This is a genomic window from Mesonia mobilis DSM 19841 (assembly GCF_000423405.1).
Classification (GTDB): domain Bacteria; phylum Bacteroidota; class Bacteroidia; order Flavobacteriales; family Flavobacteriaceae; genus Mesonia; species Mesonia mobilis.
Window position 1 is genome coordinate 214,352 of the sequence record NZ_AUHX01000001.1, and the last position, 24,168, is coordinate 238,519.

Annotated in this window: 24 protein-coding genes; 8 read left to right on the forward strand and 16 right to left on the reverse strand. The window is 34.8% G+C overall.

Annotated elements, in window-relative coordinates:
* Nucleotides 1-53 precede the first annotated feature (53 nt).
* The 5 genes from G551_RS0100920 to G551_RS0100940 all read right to left on the reverse strand — a co-directional run bounded on the left by G551_RS0100920 (nucleotide 54) and on the right by G551_RS0100940 (nucleotide 3,533).
* The gene (locus G551_RS0100920) at nucleotides 54-602 is read right to left on the reverse strand and encodes a mechanosensitive ion channel domain-containing protein (RefSeq protein WP_027883801.1); all 549 of its coding nucleotides are present in this window, start codon (nucleotides 600-602) and stop codon (nucleotides 54-56) included.
* A gap of 59 nt (nucleotides 603-661) precedes the next feature.
* Complete coding sequence (locus tag G551_RS0100925; RefSeq protein ID WP_027883802.1) at nucleotides 662-1,243, reverse strand: Maf-like protein; 582 nt, start codon at nucleotides 1,241-1,243, stop codon at nucleotides 662-664.
* A gap of 9 nt (nucleotides 1,244-1,252) precedes the next feature.
* Entirely contained in the window at nucleotides 1,253-2,164 is a 912-nt protein-coding gene (locus G551_RS0100930; RefSeq protein WP_027883803.1) for a geranylgeranylglycerol-phosphate geranylgeranyltransferase, read from the reverse strand.
* 102 nt (nucleotides 2,165-2,266) lie between these two features.
* On the reverse strand, nucleotides 2,267-2,791 hold the full coding sequence (locus tag G551_RS0100935) for a KdsC family phosphatase (RefSeq protein ID WP_027883804.1): 525 nt from the start codon (nucleotides 2,789-2,791) through the stop codon (nucleotides 2,267-2,269).
* Nucleotides 2,775-3,533: a Rossmann-like and DUF2520 domain-containing protein gene (locus G551_RS0100940; RefSeq protein ID WP_027883805.1), complete on the reverse strand. Its 759-nt coding sequence runs from the start codon at nucleotides 3,531-3,533 to the stop codon at nucleotides 2,775-2,777. The genes G551_RS0100935 and G551_RS0100940 overlap by 17 nt, the downstream gene beginning before the upstream one ends.
* A gap of 123 nt (nucleotides 3,534-3,656) precedes the next feature.
* Between G551_RS0100940 and ccsA the strand changes: the two genes are divergently transcribed.
* From ccsA to G551_RS0100955, 3 genes are read left to right on the forward strand one after another with little or no spacing between them, the layout of a single operon-like run.
* Nucleotides 3,657-6,965 (forward strand): cytochrome c biogenesis protein, encoded by a 3,309-nt coding sequence (ccsA, locus tag G551_RS0100945; protein WP_229797291.1) that lies wholly within the window; start codon nucleotides 3,657-3,659, stop codon nucleotides 6,963-6,965.
* Nucleotides 6,966-6,970: 5 nt separating this feature from the next.
* Complete coding sequence (locus G551_RS0100950) at nucleotides 6,971-7,348, forward strand: copper resistance protein NlpE (protein WP_027883807.1); 378 nt, start codon at nucleotides 6,971-6,973, stop codon at nucleotides 7,346-7,348.
* 48 nt (nucleotides 7,349-7,396) lie between these two features.
* The gene (locus tag G551_RS0100955) at nucleotides 7,397-7,999 is read left to right on the forward strand and encodes a hypothetical protein (RefSeq protein ID WP_027883808.1); all 603 of its coding nucleotides are present in this window, start codon (nucleotides 7,397-7,399) and stop codon (nucleotides 7,997-7,999) included.
* Nucleotides 8,000-8,056: 57 nt separating this feature from the next.
* Here the strand turns inward: G551_RS0100955 and fumC are convergent, their stop codons facing one another.
* A complete protein-coding gene (gene fumC, locus G551_RS0100960) occupies nucleotides 8,057-9,454 on the reverse strand; it encodes a class II fumarate hydratase (RefSeq protein ID WP_027883809.1) in 1,398 nt (465 codons plus the stop codon).
* 204 nt (nucleotides 9,455-9,658) lie between these two features.
* On the opposite strand from fumC, the gene G551_RS0100965 reads away from it, so the two are divergent.
* Nucleotides 9,659-9,841 carry a hypothetical protein gene (locus tag G551_RS0100965; protein WP_027883810.1) on the forward strand — a complete coding sequence of 61 codons (183 nt, stop codon included), beginning with the start codon at nucleotides 9,659-9,661 and terminating at the stop codon, nucleotides 9,839-9,841.
* A gap of 167 nt (nucleotides 9,842-10,008) precedes the next feature.
* Here the strand turns inward: G551_RS0100965 and G551_RS0100970 are convergent, their stop codons facing one another.
* From G551_RS0100970 to G551_RS0100990, 5 genes are all read right to left on the reverse strand, one after another.
* Entirely contained in the window at nucleotides 10,009-12,543 is a 2,535-nt protein-coding gene (locus tag G551_RS0100970) for a TonB-dependent receptor domain-containing protein (RefSeq protein WP_027883811.1), read from the reverse strand.
* A 127-nt stretch (nucleotides 12,544-12,670) separates the two neighbouring features.
* A complete protein-coding gene (locus tag G551_RS0100975) occupies nucleotides 12,671-13,057 on the reverse strand; it encodes a hypothetical protein (protein WP_027883812.1) in 387 nt (128 codons plus the stop codon).
* Nucleotides 13,058-13,127: 70 nt separating this feature from the next.
* Complete coding sequence (arsC, locus tag G551_RS0100980; protein WP_027883813.1) at nucleotides 13,128-13,469, reverse strand: arsenate reductase (glutaredoxin); 342 nt, start codon at nucleotides 13,467-13,469, stop codon at nucleotides 13,128-13,130.
* 89 nt (nucleotides 13,470-13,558) lie between these two features.
* A protein-coding gene (prfB, locus tag G551_RS0100985; protein ID WP_156876728.1) for a peptide chain release factor 2 occupies nucleotides 13,559-14,654 on the reverse strand; the annotation gives its coding sequence in 2 pieces (ribosomal slippage) (nucleotides 13,559-14,590 and nucleotides 14,592-14,654; 1,095 coding nt in all).
* 98 nt (nucleotides 14,655-14,752) lie between these two features.
* The gene (locus tag G551_RS0100990; protein ID WP_027883815.1) at nucleotides 14,753-15,121 is read right to left on the reverse strand and encodes a methylglyoxal synthase; all 369 of its coding nucleotides are present in this window, start codon (nucleotides 15,119-15,121) and stop codon (nucleotides 14,753-14,755) included.
* Nucleotides 15,122-15,286: 165 nt separating this feature from the next.
* On the opposite strand from G551_RS0100990, the gene G551_RS0100995 reads away from it, so the two are divergent.
* Entirely contained in the window at nucleotides 15,287-16,306 is a 1,020-nt protein-coding gene (locus tag G551_RS0100995; protein ID WP_036243045.1) for a threonine aldolase family protein, read from the forward strand.
* 62 nt (nucleotides 16,307-16,368) lie between these two features.
* Here the strand turns inward: G551_RS0100995 and G551_RS0101000 are convergent, their stop codons facing one another.
* The 5 genes from G551_RS0101000 to G551_RS0101020 all read right to left on the reverse strand — a co-directional run bounded on the left by G551_RS0101000 (nucleotide 16,369) and on the right by G551_RS0101020 (nucleotide 19,422).
* Nucleotides 16,369-16,743: a DUF1428 domain-containing protein gene (locus tag G551_RS0101000; protein WP_027883817.1), complete on the reverse strand. Its 375-nt coding sequence runs from the start codon at nucleotides 16,741-16,743 to the stop codon at nucleotides 16,369-16,371.
* Nucleotides 16,744-16,777: 34 nt separating this feature from the next.
* Nucleotides 16,778-17,998 (reverse strand): outer membrane beta-barrel protein, encoded by a 1,221-nt coding sequence (locus tag G551_RS0101005; RefSeq protein ID WP_051191160.1) that lies wholly within the window; start codon nucleotides 17,996-17,998, stop codon nucleotides 16,778-16,780.
* Nucleotides 17,999-18,093: 95 nt separating this feature from the next.
* On the reverse strand, nucleotides 18,094-18,513 hold the full coding sequence (locus G551_RS0101010; RefSeq protein ID WP_027883819.1) for a hypothetical protein: 420 nt from the start codon (nucleotides 18,511-18,513) through the stop codon (nucleotides 18,094-18,096).
* On the reverse strand, nucleotides 18,510-19,061 hold the full coding sequence (locus tag G551_RS0101015) for a hypothetical protein (protein ID WP_036243047.1): 552 nt from the start codon (nucleotides 19,059-19,061) through the stop codon (nucleotides 18,510-18,512). Before G551_RS0101015 ends, G551_RS0101010 begins: the two co-directional genes overlap by 4 nt.
* Before the next feature lie 46 nt (nucleotides 19,062-19,107).
* Nucleotides 19,108-19,422 carry a YbaB/EbfC family nucleoid-associated protein gene (locus tag G551_RS0101020; RefSeq protein ID WP_027883821.1) on the reverse strand — a complete coding sequence of 105 codons (315 nt, stop codon included), beginning with the start codon at nucleotides 19,420-19,422 and terminating at the stop codon, nucleotides 19,108-19,110.
* Between the two features lie 108 nt (nucleotides 19,423-19,530).
* On the opposite strand from G551_RS0101020, the gene G551_RS0101025 reads away from it, so the two are divergent.
* The 3 genes from G551_RS0101025 to G551_RS0101035 all read left to right on the forward strand — a co-directional run bounded on the left by G551_RS0101025 (nucleotide 19,531) and on the right by G551_RS0101035 (nucleotide 24,127).
* On the forward strand, nucleotides 19,531-21,594 hold the full coding sequence (locus tag G551_RS0101025; RefSeq protein ID WP_036243048.1) for a S9 family peptidase: 2,064 nt from the start codon (nucleotides 19,531-19,533) through the stop codon (nucleotides 21,592-21,594).
* 92 nt (nucleotides 21,595-21,686) lie between these two features.
* The gene (locus tag G551_RS0101030) at nucleotides 21,687-22,727 is read left to right on the forward strand and encodes a PLP-dependent cysteine synthase family protein (protein ID WP_027883823.1); all 1,041 of its coding nucleotides are present in this window, start codon (nucleotides 21,687-21,689) and stop codon (nucleotides 22,725-22,727) included.
* A gap of 143 nt (nucleotides 22,728-22,870) precedes the next feature.
* On the forward strand, nucleotides 22,871-24,127 hold the full coding sequence (locus G551_RS0101035; RefSeq protein WP_027883824.1) for an aminotransferase class I/II-fold pyridoxal phosphate-dependent enzyme: 1,257 nt from the start codon (nucleotides 22,871-22,873) through the stop codon (nucleotides 24,125-24,127).
* The last annotated feature ends 41 nt before the right edge of the window (nucleotides 24,128-24,168 follow it).

The window sequence follows — 24,168 nt, forward strand, 5'->3', positions numbered from 1 at the left end:
TAAGAAGTTGAAAGCAAAGGAAAGTTTTTAAAGAATGAAAAAATACTGTTGAATTACAACGCATCTTTCCCTTCATCTGGAGAATCGATAAAGGCATCTTTTTTTACTAATGAAACTGCTTTTTGAAGTATTAAATTATTAGGATAAGTAATTAACTCGCCTTCTGAAGTTCTTAAATGAATTTGAAAAGCTTTAATATCTTCAATAATGGCGATCACCGGAAAATCTTTGTCGTGAATTTTAATTTCGTCTCCTATTTTATAAGGAAACGAAAAGAACATAATCACTCCGGAAGTGATATTACTTAATATCGACCAAACTGCAAAAAGACCAATCCCGATCACTGCAAAAACCGATGAAAATACTAAAGTTACATCTCGAACTTGAACACCCCAAACTAAGAGCAAAACAAAAATAGCCAGAAAGAACACCAAAAAGTTAATGTACCTTACCATTAATTGTACGCGCGCCAAATTAATGTTCGATCGTTTTCCTACTTTATTGGCTGCTGTAGTTAGTATAAAACGAAAAACAATTAAAAAAATAAACGCAGCTAGCGTATAAATAAACTCATCGTGAAACTTATCGAAAAGCGCTGACATATATTCGGATTTTCATACAAATATATACGTTTGCCGCATTGAAAATTCTGTAAGTTCGGTTAAAATTTCAATAATTCGTCGTAGAGTAAATGTGTAGGCATTCCCATGACGGTAAAGTAAGAACCTTCGATTTTTTGAACCCCGATTTGACCGATCCATTCTTGTATTCCGTAGGCGCCGGCTTTATCGAAAGGTTGATGATTTTCAATATAATACTCAATTTCTGCTGAAGAAAGTTCTTTAAAGTAAACTACTGTTTTGTCGCAGAAAGTTTTTGTTTTTTGAGTCGATTTTAAACAAACCGAAGAAATTACTTCGTGCGTTCTTCCTGATAAATTTTGAAGCATTTTTATAGCTTCAGTTTTGTCTTTTGGTTTTCCTAAGGCTTGATCGTCGATGCAAACAATGGTATCGCCGGTGATTAAAATTTCATTTTCAGCTAAATCATTTTCAAAAGCTTTTGCTTTTAATTCGGCTAAAAATAGAGCGATTTCTTCTCCTTTTAATTCATCCGGATAAATTTCTTCCACCGGTTTTAATCTGATCTCAACATCTAAGTCAAGATCTTTTAAAAATTGTTGCCGGCGTGGCGAACCAGAGGCGAGTACGAGTTTCTTTTGCGTAAGTTTTTCTTTCAGCATCTTAAAAAATTATAAAAGAATAAATTGATACAAGCCAATAGAAATAAGTCCGAAAAACATAATTAGCTTCAACACAAAACTTAAATGTTTATAATGTTTTTTATCGGTTGCAGCCCAAATTTTAACCATCACGTAGAGTAGTGGAGCCACAATTAACACCAACGCATACATTAACGAATAGGTGTGATGGTATAAATATTCATATAAATAATATAAAACGGCAACTAAAGGTAATACTGCAACTGCAAAGATTATTTTGTTGGTACGATCTTGACCTAACGCAATAGGTAACGTATGAATACCTGCTTTGTGGTCGCCATTAATATCTTGCTGGTCTTTTATCATTTCTCGAACCCAATTCAATAAAAAAGCAAAAACAGCATAATCGATTAAAATTGAAAATATGGTTTGTTGAGAGACTTTGTTTTGCGGAGTGATCGCCGGCAATAAATCGTAAAGCCCAACAATAATTATTGTCATCGCTACTAAAAGACTAATGAGAATATTGCCGAGAACCAGGTAACTTTTTAGAGATTTAGCGTATAAATAGAGCAAAGCAGAAGTTAAAATAAAAATAGCTGTAAACGATGGTTTCTGAATCATATTCGATAAATAAAAACCAAGAAGAACTCCGATAATCGTTAAACCAAAATATAAATTATAAGCTGCTTTTTCTGAAACTTTCTTACCAACGATCACTTTATTAGGTTTGTTGATGAGGTCGGCTTCTACATCAAAAATATCATTGATCACATTTCCTGCCGCTGCTAAACAAACGGTAGCAATAACCAATAAAGCAAAACCAAAACTATTTAAGGTAATGGCGATCCCAAAAGGCTCAAACAAGTAATATTTAATAAGTACTTGCGTAAGAATGATCATTAATAAGTTAGGTAATCGTATAAGTTGGAGGTATTTCATGGAGTTGGTTGACAGTTTTTTTAGTTGACAGTTGACAGTTGACAGTTGACAGTATTCAGTAAGCAGTGTTCAGTATGCAGTTTTTTGTTACAAATACCTAGATTATTCGTTACTCATGACTTCATCTACCCATTTTCCTTGAACTTTCATCACTTGCTCAATAAGATCACGAACGCAGCCTTCACCGCCTTTTTTATGAGAAATATAGCTTGAGATCGCTTTCACTTCAGCAACAGCATCTTGAGGGCAAGCCGGTAGGCCAATTAATTTCATAGGGAACGTGTCGGGAATATCATCGCCCATATACGCTACATTTTCAGCATTAATATTATAGATATCAAAAAACTCATCTAAACATTCTACTTTATCTTCTACGCCTAAATGAATATCGGTAATGCCTAAACCACGTAAACGCTTGCGAACGCCTTCGTTTTTTCCGCCGGAAATAATACAAACCGTATAACCGTTTTTTAAAGCTTTTTTCATCGCGTAACCATCTTTTACGTTCATCGATCGTAGCATTTCTCCATCGGTCGAAACCAACACAGAACCGTTGGTAAGAACGCCGTCTACATCGAAAACAAAAGTGGTAATATCGTTGAGTATTTCTTTATAATTTCTTTCCATCTTGCTGAATTATTGATTGGGTGAGCAATTTATAAATTTCCTTATAATCGGCATTATTTAATTGCGCTAAATGCTGTTTTATGGTGGCTTGGTCGTTTCTTTTTGCAGGTCCGGTTTGTACACTTTTAGGAGAATGAAGTGTAGCTTTTTGCGCAGTCTCTTTAATTAAAGCACTCAAAACTTCAAACGGAACTTCATTTTGATTGCACAGATCTTCTGCGATCGAATACATATAATTGCTGAAGTTACAAGCGAAAACGGCTGCTAGGTGTAATTTTTTGCGTTGTTCAGAAGAAATTTCAAATACTTTTTCTGAAATTGAATGGGCTAATTGTTTTAAAACCGGCAAATCTTTAGCTACTGAAGTTTCTATGCAAATTGGTATTTCTTTAAAATTTACTTCGGTCTGTTTTGAAAAAGTTTGCAGCGGATAAAACACGGCATTTCTTTTTGCGGAAGTAGAAAGCGGAACACTTCCCGAAGAATGTGCAACGATTCCATCAAGATGTGAAAGCTTAGAAATTAGGGCTTCGATCGCATCATCTTTTACGCAAACTAGAAATATATCGGCTTTTTTTAATTTCGCTAAATCGCTTGTAGTTTGCGTGTTACTTTTAAACACTTCAAGTGATGCTTCGCTACGGTTATACACCTGAATTACTTCAACATTTTCAGCCTTTTTAAAAGCTTTGAAAAAATGTGTAGCGACATTTCCTGCGCCAAGAATTACAACTTTTATCATTCGGCTAAAATATTAAATTCTTTAAGCTTCTTAAAATTAACATTTAATTGAGATTTTGAAAGAAATATTGAAGGTTAATCGGTATAAAATGGGTAAATTTGCAGCGTTTTTAAAGCACTCCTCATGATTCAAAAAAAGATTGCGAATTTTCTATTCTCTACACGATTAATGGCCATATTATTTATTGTTTTTGCCTTAGCAATGGCCGTAGGAACTTTTGTTGAAAATTCTTATACCACAGCAACTGCTCGTGAATGGATTTATAATACCTGGTGGTTCGAAGCGATTATGCTCGTTTTTGCCATCAACTTTTTAGGAAATATCAAGCGTTACCGTCTTTGGAGTTGGAAAAAAGCTAGTACGTTAATCTTACACTTAGCGTTTTTCTTAATAATTATTGGCGCTGCGATTACACGATATATTGGTTACGAAGGCGTAATGCCTATTCGTGAAGGCGAAGTATCTAACGTAATGCTTTCAGAAAAAACCTATTTATCACTAAAAATAGATGGTGAATTTAATGGCGAACCTTTACGACGCTCGGTAGAATTACCCTTAAATCTAGCTCCCGGTATCGATAATCATAAAACCTTAACAACAGATTTTAAAGGACAAGAAATTAAATTTGAAGTCACTGAGTTTATTGATGGTGCTGAAGAAGGTTTGGTGGAAGATGAAAACGGAGAAAACTTTTTAAAAATCGTTGAAGCCGGTGGCGGGCAACGTCACGATCATTATTTAAAAGAAGGTGAAGTAGCGAGTATCCATAATATTTTATTCGCTTTTAATAAAGAAACAGAAGGTGCAATAAATTTTATCGTAGAAAATGGAGAATATAAAATATCTACTCCGTTCGAAGGTGACTATATGCGTATGGCCGATCAGAAAAAAGGAGCAGTTTTAGCAGATACGCTTCAAAATTTAAACTTACGTTCACTATATAATGTGGCAGGGATGCAATTTGTAATTCCAGATCCTGTGGTAAAAGGTCGTTATGATATGGTGCCTTCAGAACCTAAACAAAAAGGACAAGCCGATGGAGTGGTTTTACAAATTACGACCGGTGGCGAAACCAAACAATTAAAACTTTTAGGTGCTAAAGGAATTGTCAATGATTTGAAAGAAGTTGAAGTAGGAGATTTCAAGATTTACGCACGCTACGGAAGTAAAGAATACGAATTACCATTTGCACTAAAGTTAAACGATTTTATTGCTGAAAAATATCCGGGGACAGAAAATAATCCAACGCCGAGTTATTCAGCATTTAAAAGTAAAGTAGAATTGGTCGATGATGGCGAATCAAAACCTTACGATATTTATATGAATCACGTCTTAGATCATAAAGGTTATCGCTTTTTTCAATCTTCTTTTGATGCCGATGAAAAGGGAACTGTTTTATCTGTTAATCACGACTGGTGGGGAACTTGGGTAACTTACATTGGTTATTTCTTATTATATATTGGTTTAATGTGGATTTTATTTGATAAAGGTTCTCGTTTTGGAGAATTAAAAGCAAAATTAGAGAAAGTAAAAGCCAAAAAAGCCAAAATGTTAGGGGTTGTGGCAATTTTATTAAGTTTCAATGCTTTTGCACAACAAGATGTAACTTCAGGGAAAATTAATGAAGAAGATCACGTTCATCAACAAGAATTCACTTCAGAAGAACACGATCATACGCACGAAGTAACAGAAGATGCTGAAGGCGCTCACGATGCTCACGATCATTCCGCAGAAAATCACAATCACCAAACACAAATGCCTACTAATCTTTCAAAAGAAAAGGTAGATGAAATGGTGACTAAAAATGCAATTTCTGATGAACATGCCTCAAAGTTTGGTCGATTAATTATTCAGGATGCCGGTGGAAGAATGAAACCTGCCAATACTTATTCTTCAGAATTATTAAGAAAAATAAGTAAAAGCGATAGTTACGAAGGTTTAAGCAGCGATCAAGTATTGTTCTCGATGTTTGAAAATCCTACACTTTGGTACAATGTTCCGTTAATTTATGTGAAGCGAAAAAATGACAGTTTACATAACATTTTAGGAGTTGAAAAAGGTGCAAAACATATTCCGTTAGCGAGCTTTTTTGATCAGACGGGAATGTATAAACTTTCTCCATATTTAGAAGAAGCTTACCGAGCGGAGGTAAAAAATCAATTTCAAAAAGATTTTATTTCTGCCGATGAAAAAGTGAATTTGCTTTACAGCGCGTTGGAAGGAAAAGTTTTAAAAATCTTCCCAATACCCAACGATTCTAATAACAAATGGCTTTCGTACCCTGAAGTGATGGAGTCTGAAGGTAAATTTACCGGAGTAGATTCGCTTTATGTAACTCAAGTTTTGCCACTTTATATGCAAACTATTCAAACGGCAAAAGGTACGGGTGGTTATAAAAAAGCCAATGAAGTTTTAGAAAGTATTAAAGGCTTTCAGAAAAAATACGGAGAGCAAGTAATGCCATCAGATCGTAAAGTCGATTTGGAAATCATGTACAATAAATACGATGTTTTTCGTGGTTTATTCTGGCAATATATGTTAGCAGGATCGCTCATGTTCATTTTTGTAATTCTTCAAATCTTTTACGATAAAAAAGGTTTAAAAGCTGTAGTGACGATAAGTAAAGTCGCTATTATCGTATTGTTTGCATTGCATACCGCAGGATTAATTGCGCGTTGGTATATTTCTGGTCATGCACCGTGGAGTGATGCTTACGAAAGTATGATTTATGTGGCTTGGGCAACCATGTTCTTTGGCTTAGCTTTTGGTCGAAAAAGTGATTTAACTTTTGCATCAACAGCATTTGTATCTTCTATGATCTTAATGGTCGCTCATTGGAACTGGATGGATCCTTCGATTGCTAATCTTCAACCGGTACTAGATTCTTATTGGTTAATGATTCACGTAGCGGTAATTGTTGCCAGTTACGGTCCGTTTACTTTAGGGATGATCCTTGGTTTAGTTTCATTGATCTTAATGATTTTAACCAACGAGAAGAACCGAAAGAAAATGAGTTTAAACATACAAGAACTCACCATCATTACAGAACTTTCACTAACCGTAGGTTTGGTAATGCTTACCATTGGTAACTTTTTAGGAGGTCAATGGGCCAATGAAAGTTGGGGTAGATATTGGGGCTGGGATCCTAAAGAAACCTGGGCATTAATTAGTATTATGGTTTACGCTTTTGTGATCCATATGCGATTGGTACCTGGTTTACGTGGAAGATTCGCGTTTAATTGGGCTTCAGTTTTTGCTTTTGCTTCGATTTTAATGACCTATTTTGGAGTGAATTTTTACCTTACCGGTTTACACTCTTACGCCAGTGGAGATCAAATTATTAGTTACAAATTTATCGTAGGTTCTTTTGTAGCTTGGTTAATTATCGGGCATTTTGCGAAAAGAAAGTATGATAAATATTTGAAGAAATAACATTTATGAAAATTAAAATATTAGGAAGTATTTTAGTCTTATTCAATTTACTTTCTTGTAACCATACTTCAATCGATTATGTCGGTGTTTACGAGGGAAAACTGCCTTGTGATGGTTGTGATGAAGTTGAAACTAAGCTCACTTTAAAAGAAGATGAAGCCTATATGTTATATGAAATTTATAAGTCTTCTAACGGAAATGAGATCAAGCGCATTACCGGGAATTTTGAATGGACAGATACGCAAGATGTCTTGGTAATACAACAAGTGGAATCACTTCCTATTTACTTCAAAATAGAAGAAAATCGAGTTATTCAACTTAATCCACAAGGGAAATCTTATAGCAACGAACAAGATTATATTTTAACTAAAATTGAAGAATAAATAAATTTTTGAATATTAAAAATTAGTACATTTCGTGCTGATTTTTTTATGTCAATTATACGTAAAGTGAGAGCGGTCGAACGGATATACGACGGCCTCAGTAAAGAGATTGAAGCTTTTCAACAAGCTTCTCAAATTCATTGTTTAGCGGGTTGCGGTAAATGTTGTAATAAAGCAGATATAGAAGCAAGTCCGTTAGAATTTTTACCATTAGCATTTCATTGGTTTCTAAATCACGAAGCAGAAGTTAAACTGCAAGTATTACAGCAAAATTCAACTTCTATTTGTTCGCTTTACACTTCTTCAATTGAAAATTTAACGAAAGGGAGTTGCGAGCAGTATGTTTACCGCGGACTAATTTGTAGGCTATTTGGTTATGCTGCGGCGAAAGATAAATTGGGAGAACTGCGCTTAATTACTTGCAAAATTATTAAAGAACAGCAAGTAGATCATTACACCAAAGCTGTTGAACTACTTAAAAAAAGAGGTGAAGTTCCTATCTTTTCAGATTACTATAAAAAACTTTTGCAGATAGATTTTTATTGGGGTAATCAAGTTTTACCGGTAAATAAAGCCATCGAAAAAGCTTTAGAGATCGTATTGAATTATTATGCTTATCGACCTTTTCCGAAGTTTAAAAAAGCGAGTTAATAAAAAAAGCACTTCTCATTTTGAAGTGCTTTTTTTATTAAATTTAGAAGTGAAAAATTACTTCATTTCACCAACCATATCTTCAGGTTTTACCCACTCGTCAAATTCTTCAGCAGTAGTGTACCCTAAGTTTACGGCTTCTTCTTTTAGTGTAGTTCCGTTTTTGTGTGCGGTGTTCGCAATTTCAGCCGCTTTATAATATCCAATTTTGGTATTTAAAGCTGTTACTAACATTAAACTGTTTTTAAGTAACTCATCGATGCGCTCTTGGTTAGGTTCAATTCCGCTAGCACAATGCTCTTCAAAAGAAACACAAGCATCACCAATTAATTGCGCACTTTGTAATAAATTAGCTGCCATTACCGGCTTAAATACATTCAGTTCAAATTGACCCTGTAAACCACCAACTGTAGCAGCAACATCGTTACCAACTACTTGCGCACAAACCATTGTTAACGCTTCACATTGTGTTGGGTTTACTTTACCCGGCATAATAGAAGAACCCGGTTCGTTGGCCGGAATAATAATTTCACCAATACCACTTCTTGGTCCGGAAGCTAACATTCTAATATCGTTCCCGATTTTATTTAAAGAAACCGCGATCTGTTTTAAAGCTGCGTGCGTTTCAACTAAGGCATCGTGCGCCGCTAAGGCTTCAAATTTATTTTCTGCGGAAGTAAAAGGAAGCTCAGTAAATTCTGCAATAAATTCAGCAACCGTTTCTGCATAACCTTTTGGCGTGTTTAAACCCGTTCCTACGGCAGTACCTCCTAAAGCTAATTCACCCAAATGCGGAAGTGTATTTTCTAAAGCTTTTAAACCGTGATCTAATTGCGAAACATAGCCGCTAAATTCTTGACCAAGGGTTAGGGGAGTAGCATCCATAAAATGGGTACGTCCAATTTTCACCACATTTTTAAATTCTTCAGATTTTTTATGAAGTGTATCTCTTAATTGTTTTACTCCGGGAATGGTTACTTCAACCACTTTTTTATAAGCTGCAATGTGCATTCCGGTAGGGAAGGTATCGTTAGACGATTGAGATTTGTTTACATCGTCGTTAGGCTGAAGTGTTTTTTCTCCTTCACCAATAGTTTTTCCTGCTAATTGATGTGCACGGTTAGCCACAACCTCGTTTACATTCATATTACTTTGCGTACCAGAACCGGTTTGCCAAATTACTAACGGAAATTGATCGTCGTGCTTTCCGGCTAAAATTTCATCACAAACCTGAGCGATATAATCTCTCTTTTCGGTAGCAAGAACACCTAATTTTTCGTTGGTATAAGCCGCTGCCTTTTTTAAATAAGCAAAACCATATATAATTTCTAAAGGCATCGAAGCTGCCGGACCAATTTTGAAGTTATTTCTAGAACGCTCGGTTTGAGCACCCCATAATTTATCGGCAGGTACTTTAACCTCGCCCATCGTATCTTTTTCTATTCTATATTCCATTTGTTGATTAATTTTTTAAGCTCAACAAATTTAATGATTTAGTTTTTTTTAGACGAGTTGTTCAGGAAGTAAAACACAGGTTTTTAGGTGAATTATCTTTTTCAATTTAAAAAATAATAAGAATGTTAATATTTTTCGAGGTTTAGTTGTGATATTTCAGATAGAAGTTTTATTTTTGAAGCAAATTCTTGAAATCTAGAAATTATGTTTGAGTTTGATCAATACCTTGGCTTTTTAGCATTTTTAACCATTGCAACTATCGGATTTTGGTTAATGATATTTTTAATTAGTTTCGTTGTGCCTTACTGGATCGGTGGTTCTATTATGGAAATGATTAAAGAAAAGAAAGAAGAGAAACGCAAAAAGAGAGAAGCGCTCAACTCATAATTTTCAATATAACTTATAAAAAAAGGAAGCTAATTTAGCTTCCTTTTTTTTGTAGGGTAAATCTAACTATTCAGATTTTTTGTGGGATGGTCTTAATAAATCGAGGGTATGCAAAAAGTTGAAGGCTTCAAACTAACTAATTTCGTTTGAAGCCTTTTAAATATTATTTAAAATTCTCCGCCTTCATCATCCATTCCTTGGCCGCCTTGACCTCTTTCTCTCATTCTGTCTTCTCTAGATTGATTAAATCGGTAGATTAACGAAAGGGTAAATTGACGTTCTCTCCATTGAAATTCGCTATAGGAGTTAAAGTTATTAGACTCTGTAAACGATTTTCTTTTTCTAGAATTAAACACATCTCTTACGTTAAAAGTTGCGGTAAGTTTATCTTTAATTACTTCTTTACTTACTGCTAAATCCATCGAGAACATCGGATCACTTTCGGTTTGAGCCGTATTTCTTGGTCCCATATAGAACCCATTGGTTTGGACATCTATTTCTGAAGGTAAGGTATATTTTGCACTAAACCTTCCGAAGAAACTTGTATTTGTGGTTCCAAAATCTTGCACTTCAGGATTTGGTACTTCATCGGTAGGTTCTGCGGTATAAGTCCCTTCAGTTTCAAATCTAAAGAAGTTAAAACTACCATTGAATCTTAATTTTTTAGTTGGATTCCAAATGGCGCCAACTTCACCACCAATTCGATCTTGGGTTGAAAGGTTAATTGGTAAAAATACAATTTGAGTAATTCCGTCAGTTTCATTGCTTCCTTCATTATTCAACTGTACACGCTCAAAAGAATCTGTTTCTCTTTGGTAGTAAACTGAAGCATTAAAGGTTAAGGTTTCCCATTTTTTTAAATATCCTAAGTCGAACGTATTCGAGAATGCCGGATTTAAATTTGGATTACCTCTAAAAACATTGGTTCTACTAGAACGAGAAGGAAACGGATTAATAAACCAACCTCTTGGTCTGTTAATTCTTCTATTATAACCTAAGGTTATATTTTCATCTTCACCTAATTCATAAATTAAATTTACGGTAGGGAAGAGGCCTAAATAGTTTTTGTCGAAACTCGTATCAAAATCAAAACTGTTTTCTAGCTCCTCATCGCTTATAAATGGAGAAGAAACGTCTCCTTTTAATTGGGTATGCTCTAAACGTAAACCTAAAAGAAAAGAAAACTTATCGCCTAATTTATTTCCGTATTGCGAATAAACTGCATTTACATTTTCTTCATAATCAAAATTATAAGAAAGGTCTTCGTTAGTGTTAAAGATATCATTAACCGGATCGTATTCTTCTAAAAAGTAATCATTTTCTGTAGATTCTAAATTACTTCTAAAACCGGCCTCAAATTGAGCATCTCCCATCGGTAAAACATAATCTGCTTGAACAAGCAACTCATTTTGTTTTTCATTTTCCTGAATAATCTCTCTATCGATTAAACTATCTGTAGGGAAAACTCTAAACTCATTAATTGAATTTGGCTTATCTTCATTATCGTAAGAATATTGAAAATCGGCAGTTAACTTGTGACCTTCATCATTAAAATTTTTAACGTAATTAATGGCAGCCTGATAGGTTTCTTCAATTTCTTCTTCGTTTTGCCTTCTGAAGGTTTCACTATCTAAACCACTATTATTAAAATATCTTAAGTTGCTAGATTCGCTTACGTCTAGATCGTTACCCCAACGACCAAATAGATTTGCAGTAATCGAAGACCTATCGTCGATGTAATATTCTATTCCTAAATTGGTATTTACACCACGGCGTCTTCGATCATATTCTCGATCTTCTACAACTCTGTCAAAAATATCATCGTCGTCGTTGAAGTATTCATTATCGTAAAAAGCGTTTCCGGGAGATTTTCTATAATAAACTCCAGTATTGTTGAAGATGTTGAATTTATCACTTCTTAAGTTTAAATTAGTTGAAAAGGAATTGTTAATAGGAACTCCAAGTGTAGCTTGCACAGAACCATTTAATCCTAAGGTTTTTTCTTTTTTCAAGATAATATTTAGAATACCTGCGGTTCCTTCAGCATCGTATCGAGCCGACGGACTCGTAATTACTTCAACTCGCTCAATAGCATCTGCAGGTAATTGCTGAAAAATAGTAGTATCATCAAAACCAGCCATAGCTGAAGGTTTACCGTTAATAAGAATTCTTACATTTTCATTACCACGTAAACTAATACCACCTTCTACATCGACTGCTACCGAAGGTATGTTTTGCAGTGCATCGGTCACTGTACCACCTTTCGTGGTTAAGTCTTTACCGATGTTATAAATTTTCTTGTCTAACCGAACTTCTACCTGAGTGGTTTCTGCTCTTACAACAACTTCATCTAAACTGTCTGAATTTAAACCTAAAGAGATTGTACTTAGATCTAAATCTGAATTTAAGGTTCTGTTCTCGAAAGTTTTGGTTTCAAAAGAAATAAATTCAACATTAATATCGTAATTCCCTTCGTAAACTTCAATATTAAAATTACCATCAAAATCGGTTACACCGCCTTGTGGCGACCGTTCTCCAGTTCTATCTATAAAAGTTACGGTGGCATATTCTAAAGGAACTGCTGCGTCTTTATCGACTACGGTTCCTGTTACATTTACTTTGTCTTGGGCGTTTGCAAAGTGGGTTAAGCTTAAGGTTAAAAGTAAAAATAGAGATTTTACAAAGAATAGTTTTTGGGTCATTGTTAAGTTTTTATTTGCATTTAAGACCAGCGGTAATCCAAATCGTTTAATGAGTTTTCGTTAAAATTGAGTTAACAAAAAACCCTTTACATTTCGTAAAGGGTTTTTTATCGAAAGCTTATTGAGCTTACATTTTCTTTTTCATCTTTTTAGCACGCTTCTCACGCATTTTTTCTTCAACTTTTAAAAGTTGGTTGTATTGAGCTTTGGTTAAAATATCTTGCATCTCTTTAAGACGATTTATTTTTAAAGCTTTTAGGTTCTCAACTTTTTCTTGCTTGTTTAGACTTTTATCGTTGATGATTTCATCACGTTTTACCTGAAACTCTAACATTTTATTTCTCACTAAAAGAGGCTGTTCACCATTTAAACCTAATTTTTTAGTCAACATTTTAGACTGTTTATCAGCCTTTTGTTCTTGTTGTGGTGTTGCTTCAGCGATGTCGATATTATATTGCGCTTCAGAAAATTGAAACGCAAATACAGTTACAAATAGTACAATTAGCTTTTTCATAATTTTTTATTTTCAATTTATGAAAAAGAGAGCAAGTTATCTGTTAATCACTGGTTAAAGAGTCTAAAGCTTATATTAAATCTTTTATTTTTTCGGGTGGTCGACCAATTACAGCTTTATCATCGTTCACAACAATTGGGCGTTCGATGAGTTTAGGATTTTCATGCATGGCTGTAATGATTTCATCTTCAGAAAGTTCTTTACCTTTGTAATTCTCTTTCCAGATTTTTTCATTTTTACGCACAAGTTCTTCTGCTGAAATATCTAAAAGCTCCAATACTTTTTTAATTTCTTCTTTCTTCATCGGAATGTCTAAATACTTCACGATAAGAAAATCTTTACCCGATTCTTCTAAAATTTGAAGTCCTTCTCTAGATTTAGAACATCTTGGATTGTGATATATTTTGATCATAATTTTTTGTTTTCTATAATATAATAGAAGTTGAAGGTTTTTCAAAATTGGTTTTTAAGCTCGAATTCAACTTCAACTTCTAATTAACTTTATTCTTCACGTTGTCCCATCATCATGAGATAGGCTTTTAGAAATTGATCGATCTGGCCGTCCATTACTGCATCGACATTTCCGGTTTCTTCAGCGGTACGAACGTCTTTTACCAATTTATAAGGATGCATCACGTAATTTCGAATTTGCGATCCCCATTCAATTTTCTTCTTGCTGGCTTCAATATCTTCTCGTTGTTCGAGTTGTTTCTGAAGTTCGATTTCATACAACTGCGATTTCAGCATTTGCATCGCTCTCGCTCTGTTTTCATGTTGCGACCGCGTTTCTGAACAAGAAATTTGAATTCCCGTAGGGTGGTGAACCAATTGTACTTTCGTTTCAACTTTATTTACATTTTGCCCGCCGGCACCACTAGATCTTGCGGTAGTAATTTCGATATCTGCCGGATTAATTTCAATCTCTATAGAATCGTCGACCAACGGATAAACATAAACCGAAGCAAAAGATGTATGGCGCTTCGCATTACTGTCGAACGGAGAAATACGTACTAATCGATGCACGCCGTTTTCGCCTTTTAACCAACCAAAAGCATAATCGCCTTCGATCTCTAAGGTAACGGTTTTTATACCGGCAACATCACCTTCTTGATGGTTAAGTTCTCGAACTTTAAAGCCTTGCTTTTCTGCCCACATTAAATACATACGCATCAGCATACTTGCCCAATCGCAACTTTCGGTACCACCGGCACCGGCGGTAATTTGTAAGACTGCAGAAAGGTCATCGCCCTCTTCAGAAAGCATATTTTTAAACTCTAGGTCTTCTAATAGATTTTTGAGTTTTTCGTAGCGATTAGTAAGGTCTTCTTCAGAAGCTTCGCCTTCTTTATAAAATTCGAAAATTACTTCTAGATCATCATAAAGCGTTAGGGCTTGCTCGTAGCTTTGCACCCATTTTTTTTCAGCATTTAGTTCTCGAACTAATACTTGCGCTTTTTGAGGATTATCCCAAAATCCCGGAGCTAATGTTTTTTCTTCGAGATTGGTAATTTCGATGCGTTTGGCATCTACGTCAAAGATACTGTTTTAGGGAGGTGACACGTTCTTTGAGATCTTTTAAAGTATCTTGGGTAATCATTAATTAGTTTTTAGTGTGAATGAAACAAAAATAGAAGTTATACCGACTTCAGAAAAAGATTTAAGCATAATTTCTGAAGAATAATTTTTAAATTATTCCTAGACAGACACTCCTTTAACCAAAAGTTTTGCTGAAGCCGGATTAGATGCTAAGGGTACGTTATGTACATCGCAAATACGCAGCAGCATTAAAACATCGGGTTCGTGCGGATGCTTCTCTAACGGATCTCTAAAAAATAACACCATTTTACATTTTCCTTCAGCCACGCGACCGGCAATTTGAGCATCGCCACCAATGGGCCCAGAAAGGTAAGGTTCTACTTTAAAACCTGCATTTTTAACTTTATTACCGGTGGTTCCGGTAGCGATAAGTTGAATGTGATCTTGCTGAAAAAAATCTTCATATTCTTTTAGAAATTTGACCATTTCTTCTTTTTTACCGTCGTGTGCGATGATAGCAATTTCCATTTTCTGTTGAATTAATTGTATTTTCTTTTACCTATAAAGAAACATATTTTTTAGTAAATAGGCTTTTTCTAGCTCTTTTATTTCTGAAGTAATTTGATAATTGTTGCAAAGTGCTTTCTGCTTAAAGAATTCTTGTAAATTTGATCTTAAAATAGAAAAATAGCAATGATAGATTTAAAAAGTGATACCGTTACCAAACCCACGCCGGCGATGTTAGAAGCGATCATGAGTGCAGATGTTGGTGACGATGTTTATAAAGAAGACCCAACCGTAAACTTTTTAGAAAAACGTTTAGCTGAATTATTTGGTAAAGAAATGGCTTTGTTTTTCCCTACTGGAAGTATGGCTAACCAAGCAGCAATCAAATTGCACACGCAACCCGGGGAACAATTAATTTGCGATAAATGGGCGCACGTATATAATTACGAAGGTGGCGGAGCTTCTTTTAACAGTGGAGTTTCGTGTAAATTGGTCGATGGTCATCGCGGGATGATCACGGCTAAGCAGGTGGTTGAAAATATTAATCCGCCAGATTTTTATCATAGTCCGTTAACTTCTTTGGTTTGTATAGAAAATACCACCAATAAAGGCGGCGGCGCTTGTTACGATTTTGAAGAAATTAAGGAAATTCGAAAAGTTTGCAATGAGCACAACCTAGGATTACACTTAGATGGTGCCAGGTTATTTAACGCATTAGTGGCTAAAGGAGAAAGCCCAAAACAATACGGAGAAGTGTTTGATACGATTTCGGTTTGTTTATCGAAAGGTTTAGGTACACCAATGGGATCTGTTTTAATTGGTGATGAAAAATTGATGAAAAATGCTATGCGAGTTCGTAAAGTTCTTGGTGGTGGAATGCGACAAATAGGTTTTATGGCAGCGGCAGGTTTGTATGCCTTAGAAAATAATGTTGAACGTTTAGCAGAAGATCATCAACGCGCTCAAGAATTGGCGAAAACGTTAAGCGAACAAGCTTACGTGAAAGAGGTAGAACCGGTTGAAACCAACATCATTATTTTTTATTTGACTGAAGGAATAAATGAAGTAGATTTTTTAAAACGCTTAGAAGATCGTGGTGTGATTATTAGCGGTATGGGACAAGGAAAATTAAGAATTGTAACGCATTTAGGTTATACACAAGAAATGCATGAAACATTTACGCAAGTATTAAAAGAGTTGGTGTAAATATCAAATTAAGAACTTTCAATTTTGGTGAGTTTTTTATCTATCAAAATTGAAAGTTTCTTTTAAACTTCAATAAACGATCTAAATCCACCGTAAAGCATTCGGTTAGCGTCAAAAATTATTTTTTCAGGATCGATAAGCGGTTTTACCAAAGTTTCCATTCTAGGATCTTGCGGTACTTTTTTATTCGCTTCATCTCTAATTTCTTTTGAAGGAAAAACCACCCAGCCAAAAATGAGTTGTTCGTTTTCTTTTACTTCCATAGTTTTTATAAAAGAAGCGGTTCCTTCAGCTTGTAAATCGTCACCGAGAAACTCCAAATAGGCGAGTGCGCCGTATTCTTTCCAGATTTCAGCAACCTTTTCAGCTATAGTTTTATATTCTTCTAAATGAGCTTTAGGGATCGGGAAAACAAATCCGTCGATATAATTTGGCATTTTTATTCAGTTTAAAAAATTTCAGCAACAAAATTTACTCAAATAAAGTGTATCCAAAAATTAGAGAAATAGAATGATTGCCTTTAGTATCCCAGCGATCGTAATTCACTAATAAATCTCTTTCGAAACCAAATCTAGCTTCTGCACTCAATCTTTTATATTTAAAACCAGCGCCGAATACTAGGTTGTTTTCACTGGTAATATCGATATTATTATGTTGTTGAAATTGAATTTGAGAGCTTATACTAAAGTCGAGTAAATAACCTGCATTTACAAAAATTTGAGCATCATCATTTAAAAACATATAATATCGAACGCCTAAAGGTATTTGTATAGAAGTATAATCTAAGGTAACGTCTTCAGTAGGGTCGGTAATGTAATCGTTTTTAAAAACTCTTTCAGTTTCATTTTTATGGTAATGATAGGTAGGTTCTACAATCAATGACCATTTATCTTTGTTAAAGGGTAAGAAAATTTCAGCTTCAACCCCAAATCGAAAACGCACACTCGTATCAAATTCAGTGTCGTAATAGTAGGTAGAAGTACCATCGATCACTTTTAGCGAAGAAGCTATTAAACCCGGTCTAATATTTAATTTAAAAACATTACGATGTGTTTTATTTTTATAATTAATGTATTCCGCATTCTTACATTCATGATATCTAATAAAAAATCGAGTAAGATCGGCTTCTTTATAATCGGTATTTTCAACATAGGTTAGCGAAATATTATCGCATTTTAAATGATTAAGTAACTCTTGTTTATAACTCGCATTGGTCAAAAGTTTATCATTAAATTCTGCGACAAATTGCTTATAAATTAAAGGCTTAATTTCTTCTTGCGGTAAAGCATAGAAAAAACGCTTTAGGTTACTTTCTTCGTAGGTATATAAACTAGCTGCATCACCTTCGATCAAGGTTTTAAGAAGAACGGTTTTGGTTTTAAATTCCGGGTTTCGTTGTTTACTTATTTCTGAAAGATTGGTGCTGGAGTAATCTATTTTCACTTCTCTTTTAATGTATTTGGCTTGATTGGTAATGCCGAATTCAGAAATCTCGGAAATGCTTTTAAATGTTGACGTAGCATTTTCTGAAGCTTTAATTTCAATTTCTGAAGGATTATTTTTCCAATCAATATTCTTAATTAAGGTTTCGTGTTTTCCGCTGTCGTCGATGTAGTAGCCTTTTTCAAATTCGATCTGAGCTTGTAACTGAAAGCTAATAGAAATAAAGGCTAAGAAAAAGATGTTCTTCATTATAATGAGTAGGAGTTTTTTACGGTTTCAAATATAGAATTTTAGATGAAAACCTAAAGAAAATATGTTATAAATAGAATTTAGCTTACAAAAGTCTACTTTTCTTTCTTCTTTTTTTTGAAACCTTTCTGCTGAATAACCGTTGCTAAGCCAATCGCCGCCACAACAGCAATACAAGCTGAAGTACCCAAAGCGCCACCAAAATGATTAAAAAATTGCGCTTTGTTCAAATAAATAATAGAAAATATAAGTCCGGCTAAAATCACATAGATCGGATGATGCAAAACTTTGTTAGAAACCATTCCCACAAATGAAGCTCCAATGAAAACCACCGGGATTTGTTGCGCAAGATTTTCTTCCACCAAAAAAGGAAAAAAATAAAAGAAAAGCCCCACCAATAATGATGGAAATGCCGATGCTAAAACCGCTCCCCATTTTAAATGATTATTAAGGTAATAGGTAATTAAACTACCTGCAATTCCGGTAAAAATGATTATAGAATAGAAGGTGATCATAAAAAGATGTAAATGAGTAATGAAGTGATAGCGACACCGCCAAAAGCTAAGGTTCCTAATTTACCGCCAAAACCATTAAATAAATTTTTAGCTCCGATAAAAAGTAAACCGGTAATTAAGCAGGCAAATAAAACAAAACTATAATTAGAAGCTACACTTTGCTGCGTCATCCCAATAAAAGCTCCACAGTAAACCGTTGCCGGTATTCTTTTTACGGTTTTAGAATTTGGTTGTAAATAGGGCAGAAGCGCTGCTAAAGTACCTACAATTCCTGCTGCAATTACCGCTCCTAGTTGCAAATCGACATTAAGAAAATAAGTAAAAATACCACCAATAGCGATGTAAAAAATATCTTGCAGATCGGCTAAAAAATGATCTTCTTGCGTGGCAGAAATATGATAATAACTATAGGTAATCATCGAAGTAACTAGTAAAACTCCTAACATCATCCAAATTTCATCAACTTTCTCTAACAAAATAGAGGTAAGAAAAACCAGATGAATAGCTATGATCACAAAAAAAGTGACGACGCTAATAATCTTCTTCATAAGAAGTAATTAAAAAAGCCTTGCAATTTACAAGGCTTTAAGTTTTTTATTTAAACATATCCATTCCCGGGATGTCTGGCATACCATCTTTTGCGGCTGCGCCTAATTCTGCTTCATTCATATCAGAAGCTCTTTTAATGGCTTTATTCAGCGTTAAGACTAGATAATCTTCTAATTGTTCTTTATCTTCAAGTAACTCTTCAGCTACTTCAATATTTTTAATTTCTCGATTCCCGGTAATGGTTACTTTAAGCAAATCGTCGCTCGATTTTTCTTGCATCGTCACTGTATCTAAGCGCTTTTTGGTCTCTTCAACCTTGGCTTGCGCTTCTTTTAATTTGTTCATCATGTCTCCAAACATAGCTTTTTGTTTTTGGTTATAAGAGCAAAGTTATTAAATACTTAGAATGCTTCCTCATTTCTGACGAAATTTTACCTTTGTGGTCATTCAAAATTGAAGTAAACGAAGATGATAAAAGAAGAAATATTTCCTCCTAAAGCAAAAAAAATAGCGAAAGAACTAAGTATTCACGGAGATACGAGAGTCGATAATTACTTTTGGCTTAATGAGCGTGAAAATCCTGAAGTTGTAAAATATCTAGAAGCTGAAAATGATTATAATGAAAAGATGACGGCGCATACCAAACAATTTCAGGTCGATTTGTTTGAAGAAATGAAAAGCCGAATTAAAGAAGACGATGCTTCTGTTCCTTACAAATTAAACGGTTATTGGTATTATGTTCGTTTTGAAGTAGGCAAAGGTTACCCGATCTATGCTCGTAAAAAAGAAACTTTAGAGGCTGAAGAAGAAATTTTATTCGATTGTAACCAAATGGCAGAAGGTCACGCCTATTTTAAGTTGAGTGGTTTAAGCGTGAGCCCAAATAATAAATTGGTAAGTTTTGGAGTCGATACGGTGAGTAGAAGAAAATACACCATTCAGATAAAAAACTTAGAAACGGGAGAAATTCTTCCTACAAAAATTGAAACTACAACCGGAGGTTCTACGTGGGCAAACGATAATAAAACGCTTTTTTATACGCGTAAAGATGAAGAGACCTTACGTTCAGATAAAATTTATCAGCATATTCTAGGAGAAGATCCGGCTAACGATATTTTGGTTTATCAAGAGGAAGATGAAACCTTTAATGCTTACGTCTATAAATCTAAATCTAAAAAATACATTATTATCGGTTCAAGCAGCACGATGAGTGACGAATACCGAATTTTAGATGCAGATCAACCTCGTGGCGATTTTAAATTGTTTCAAGAACGTGTTCGTGGTGTAGAGTATGGTTTTTCTCATTTTGAAGATCATTTTTACATCATTACCAACAAAGATGAAGCGCAAAACTTTAAACTGATGAAAACTGAAGTGAATAAAACAGCTTCAGAACATTGGCAAGAAGTGATTCCGCATCGGGAAGACGTGCTGTTAGAAGATATGGATATCTTTAAAAATTACCTCGTGTTAAGTGAACGTTACAATGGTCTAAACCGAATTCGAATTATGAGTTGGGATAATCAAGAAGATTATTACTTGCCATTCGATAATGAAACTTACACTGCTTACACAGGCACCAATCCAGATTTTGATACCAATATTTTACGTTATGGTTACAACTCGTTAACCACTCCTGCTTCGGTGATCGATTTTGATATGAAAACTAAAGAAAGTGAGGTGAAAAAAGAGCAGGAAGTTCAAGATCCTAACTTCAATAAAGAAAATTATTTATCTGAAAGAATTTGGGCAACAGCGCAAGATGGTACCAAAATACCAATGTCTGTAGTTTACAAAAAAGGAATTCAACGTGACGGAAGCAATCCGGTATTGCAATATGCCTACGGAAGTTACGGTCACACCACAGACCCTTCTTTTTCTACTTCAAGATTAAGTTTATTAGATCGCGGATTCATATTTGTGATCGCTCACATTCGCGGCGGTGAATATTTAGGCAGAAATTGGTATGAAGATGGTAAAATGCTAACCAAACGAAACACGTTTACCGATTTTATAGATTGCAGTAAATATTTAATAGAACAAAAATATACTTCAGCTAAACATTTATACGCCATGGGCGGTTCTGCCGGTGGTATGTTAATGGGCGGAATTTTAAATATGGCTCCGCAATTGTACAACGGTGTGATTGCTGCCGTTCCTTTTGTAGATGTGGTCACGACCATGTTAGACGATAGTATCCCGTTAACGACAGGAGAATATGACGAATGGGGAAACCCGAACGATAAAGAATATTATGATTATATGAAGTCGTATTCCCCTTACGATAATGTAGTTGCGCAGGATTATCCAAATATTTTAGTTACGACCGGTTTTCACGATTCTCAAGTACAATATTGGGAACCTGCAAAATGGGTGGCTAAATTGCGTGAGTTGAAAACAGATGAAAACAAATTGCTTTTTCATACAAATATGGATGCCGGTCATGGCGGTGCTTCCGGAAGATTTGAAGCCTTGAAAGAAGTCGCGGAAGATTACGCTTTTATTTTAGACTTAGAAGGAATTAAGCAATAATTAAAAAAATTATTGTAAATTTGCGATGTTTTGCGAAAATGTTTCCTGCTTCACTTGGAAACATTTTTATATGTTAACGACAACTTCAACTTATGAAAGAAGACTTAAAGGTTTATAATGATGTATTGCAACTCATAGGTGATACCCCACTTATCAAACTCAATAAGGTAACTAAAGAATTAGAAGGTAATTATTTTGCAAAAGTAGAAGCCTTTAATCCGGGACACTCCTCAAAAGATAGAATTGCACTTCATATTATAGAAGAAGCAGAGCGCAAAGGCATTTTAAAACCTGGCAGCACAATTATAGAAACTACCTCTGGTAATACCGGTTTTAGTATAGCGATGGTGAGTGTAATTAAAGGTTATGATTGTATTTTAGCCGTAAGTTCTAAATCTTCAGCAGATAAAATAGATATGCTAAAGACGATGGGCGCTAAAGTATATGTTTGTCCGGCAAATGTTGCTCCAGACGATCCTCGTTCATATTATGAGGTAGCAAAGAGACTTCATCGAGAGATGAAAGATTCGGTTTACATTAACCAATATTTTAATGAGTTAAATTTAGACGCTCATTACCAATCTACCGGACCAGAAATCTGGAAACAAACAGAAGGTAAAATAACACATTTAGTTGCTTGTAGCGGTACCGGAGGAACTATTTCTGGAACGGCTAAATATTTAAAAGAACAAAACCCAAATATCAAAGTAATTGGTATCGATGCTTACGGTTCTGTATTGAAAAAATACCACGAAACCAGAGAGTTAGATCCTGAAGAAATTTACCCATATCGAATTGAAGGATTAGGGAAAAATTTAATCCCAACTGCAACAGATTTTGATGTGATCGATAAATTTATCAAAGTGACTGATGAAGATAGTGCGCACACCGCAAGATACATCGCAAGAACAGAAGGATTATTTGTAGGTTATACTAGCGGAGCTGTTTTTCAAGGAATTAAACAATTAGAAGAAGAAGGCGAATTTGACGAAAACAGTAATGTGGTGATGATTTTCCCAGATCACGGTTCTCGTTATATGAGCAAAATTTATAGTGACGATTGGATGCACGAACAAGGTTTTTCTGATACTAAAAACAATGTAGGAGCAGAAAAAATAGAATTTGTAAAGTAATTTTACAATAATAGATAAAAAACACCTTAGAAATTTCTCTAAGGTGTTTTTTTGTGATTAAACTGTTGATAATTATAGGCGGAAGCCTTAGTATTTACGCATAAAAATTATATTTTTGCAACTTGGTTTAAACTTAAAATCATATGAAGGATTTATTTGAAAAAATATATAGAGATAAAGGACCATTAGGAAAATGGGCAGATCAAGCAGAAGGTTATTTTGTATTCCCAAAGCTTGAAGGAGAGATTGGTAACCGTATGAAGTTTCAGGGAAAAGAAGTAATTACCTGGAGTGTAAACGATTATTTAGGTTTAGCAAATCATCCTGAAGTAAGAAAAGTAGATGCTGAAGCAGCTAAAAAATACGGTTCTGCTTACCCGATGGGAGCTCGTATGATGAGTGGTCATACCTATTTACACGAAAAACTTCAAAATGAGTTAGCAGAATTTGTACATAAAGATGCAGCTTATTTATTAAACTTTGGTTATCAGGGTATGGTTTCTACTATTGATGCTTTGGTAGGTAAAGATGATGTAATTGTTTACGATGTAGATGCACACGCTTGTATTATCGATGGTGTACGTTTACATTTAGGAAAGCGTTTTACTTATAAGCATAACGATGTTGCAAGTATCGAGAAAAACCTAGAAAGAGCTACCAAGATTGCCGAGCAAACCGGTGGTGGTATCCTTTTAATTTCTGAAGGAGTTTTCGGGATGCGAGGTGAGCAAGGAAAGCTTAAAGAGATCGTTAAGCTAAAAGAAAAATTTAACTTTAGATTATTTGTAGACGATGCGCACGGTTTTGGTACTTTAGGTAAAACCGGTGCCGGAGCAGGAGAAGAGCAAGGCGTACAAGACGATATCGATGTGTATTTTGCAACTTTTGCAAAATCAATGGCAAGTACAGGAGCTTTTATTGCTGCAGATCAAGAAGTAATCGATTATTTAAAATACAACTTACGTTCGCAAATGTTCGCAAAGTCTCTTCAAATGCAATTAGTTGAAGGTGCTTTAAAACGTTTAGATATGTTACGTTCTATGCCGGAGTTAAAAGAGAAACTTTGGGAAAATGTAAATGCGTTACAAAACGGGCTTAAAGATAGAGGTTTTGATATTGGTACTACGCAAAGTTGTGTAACACCGGTATATTTAAAAGGAAGTATTCCTGAAGCAATGGCCTTAGTAAAAGACTTACGTGAAAATTACGGAGTTTTCTGTTCGATCGTAGTTTATCCGGTAATTCCTAAAGGATTAATTTTATTAAGAATGATCCCAACGGCTTCTCATACGTTAGTAGATGTTGAAGAAACTCTAGAAGCATTCTCTGCTATTAGAGAGCGTTTAGAGAACGGAACTTACAAGCGTTTATCGGCTGCCGTAATGCAAGCAATGAAATAGAAAAAATTACTTTTTATATTAAAAACCGCTATTTTTTATAG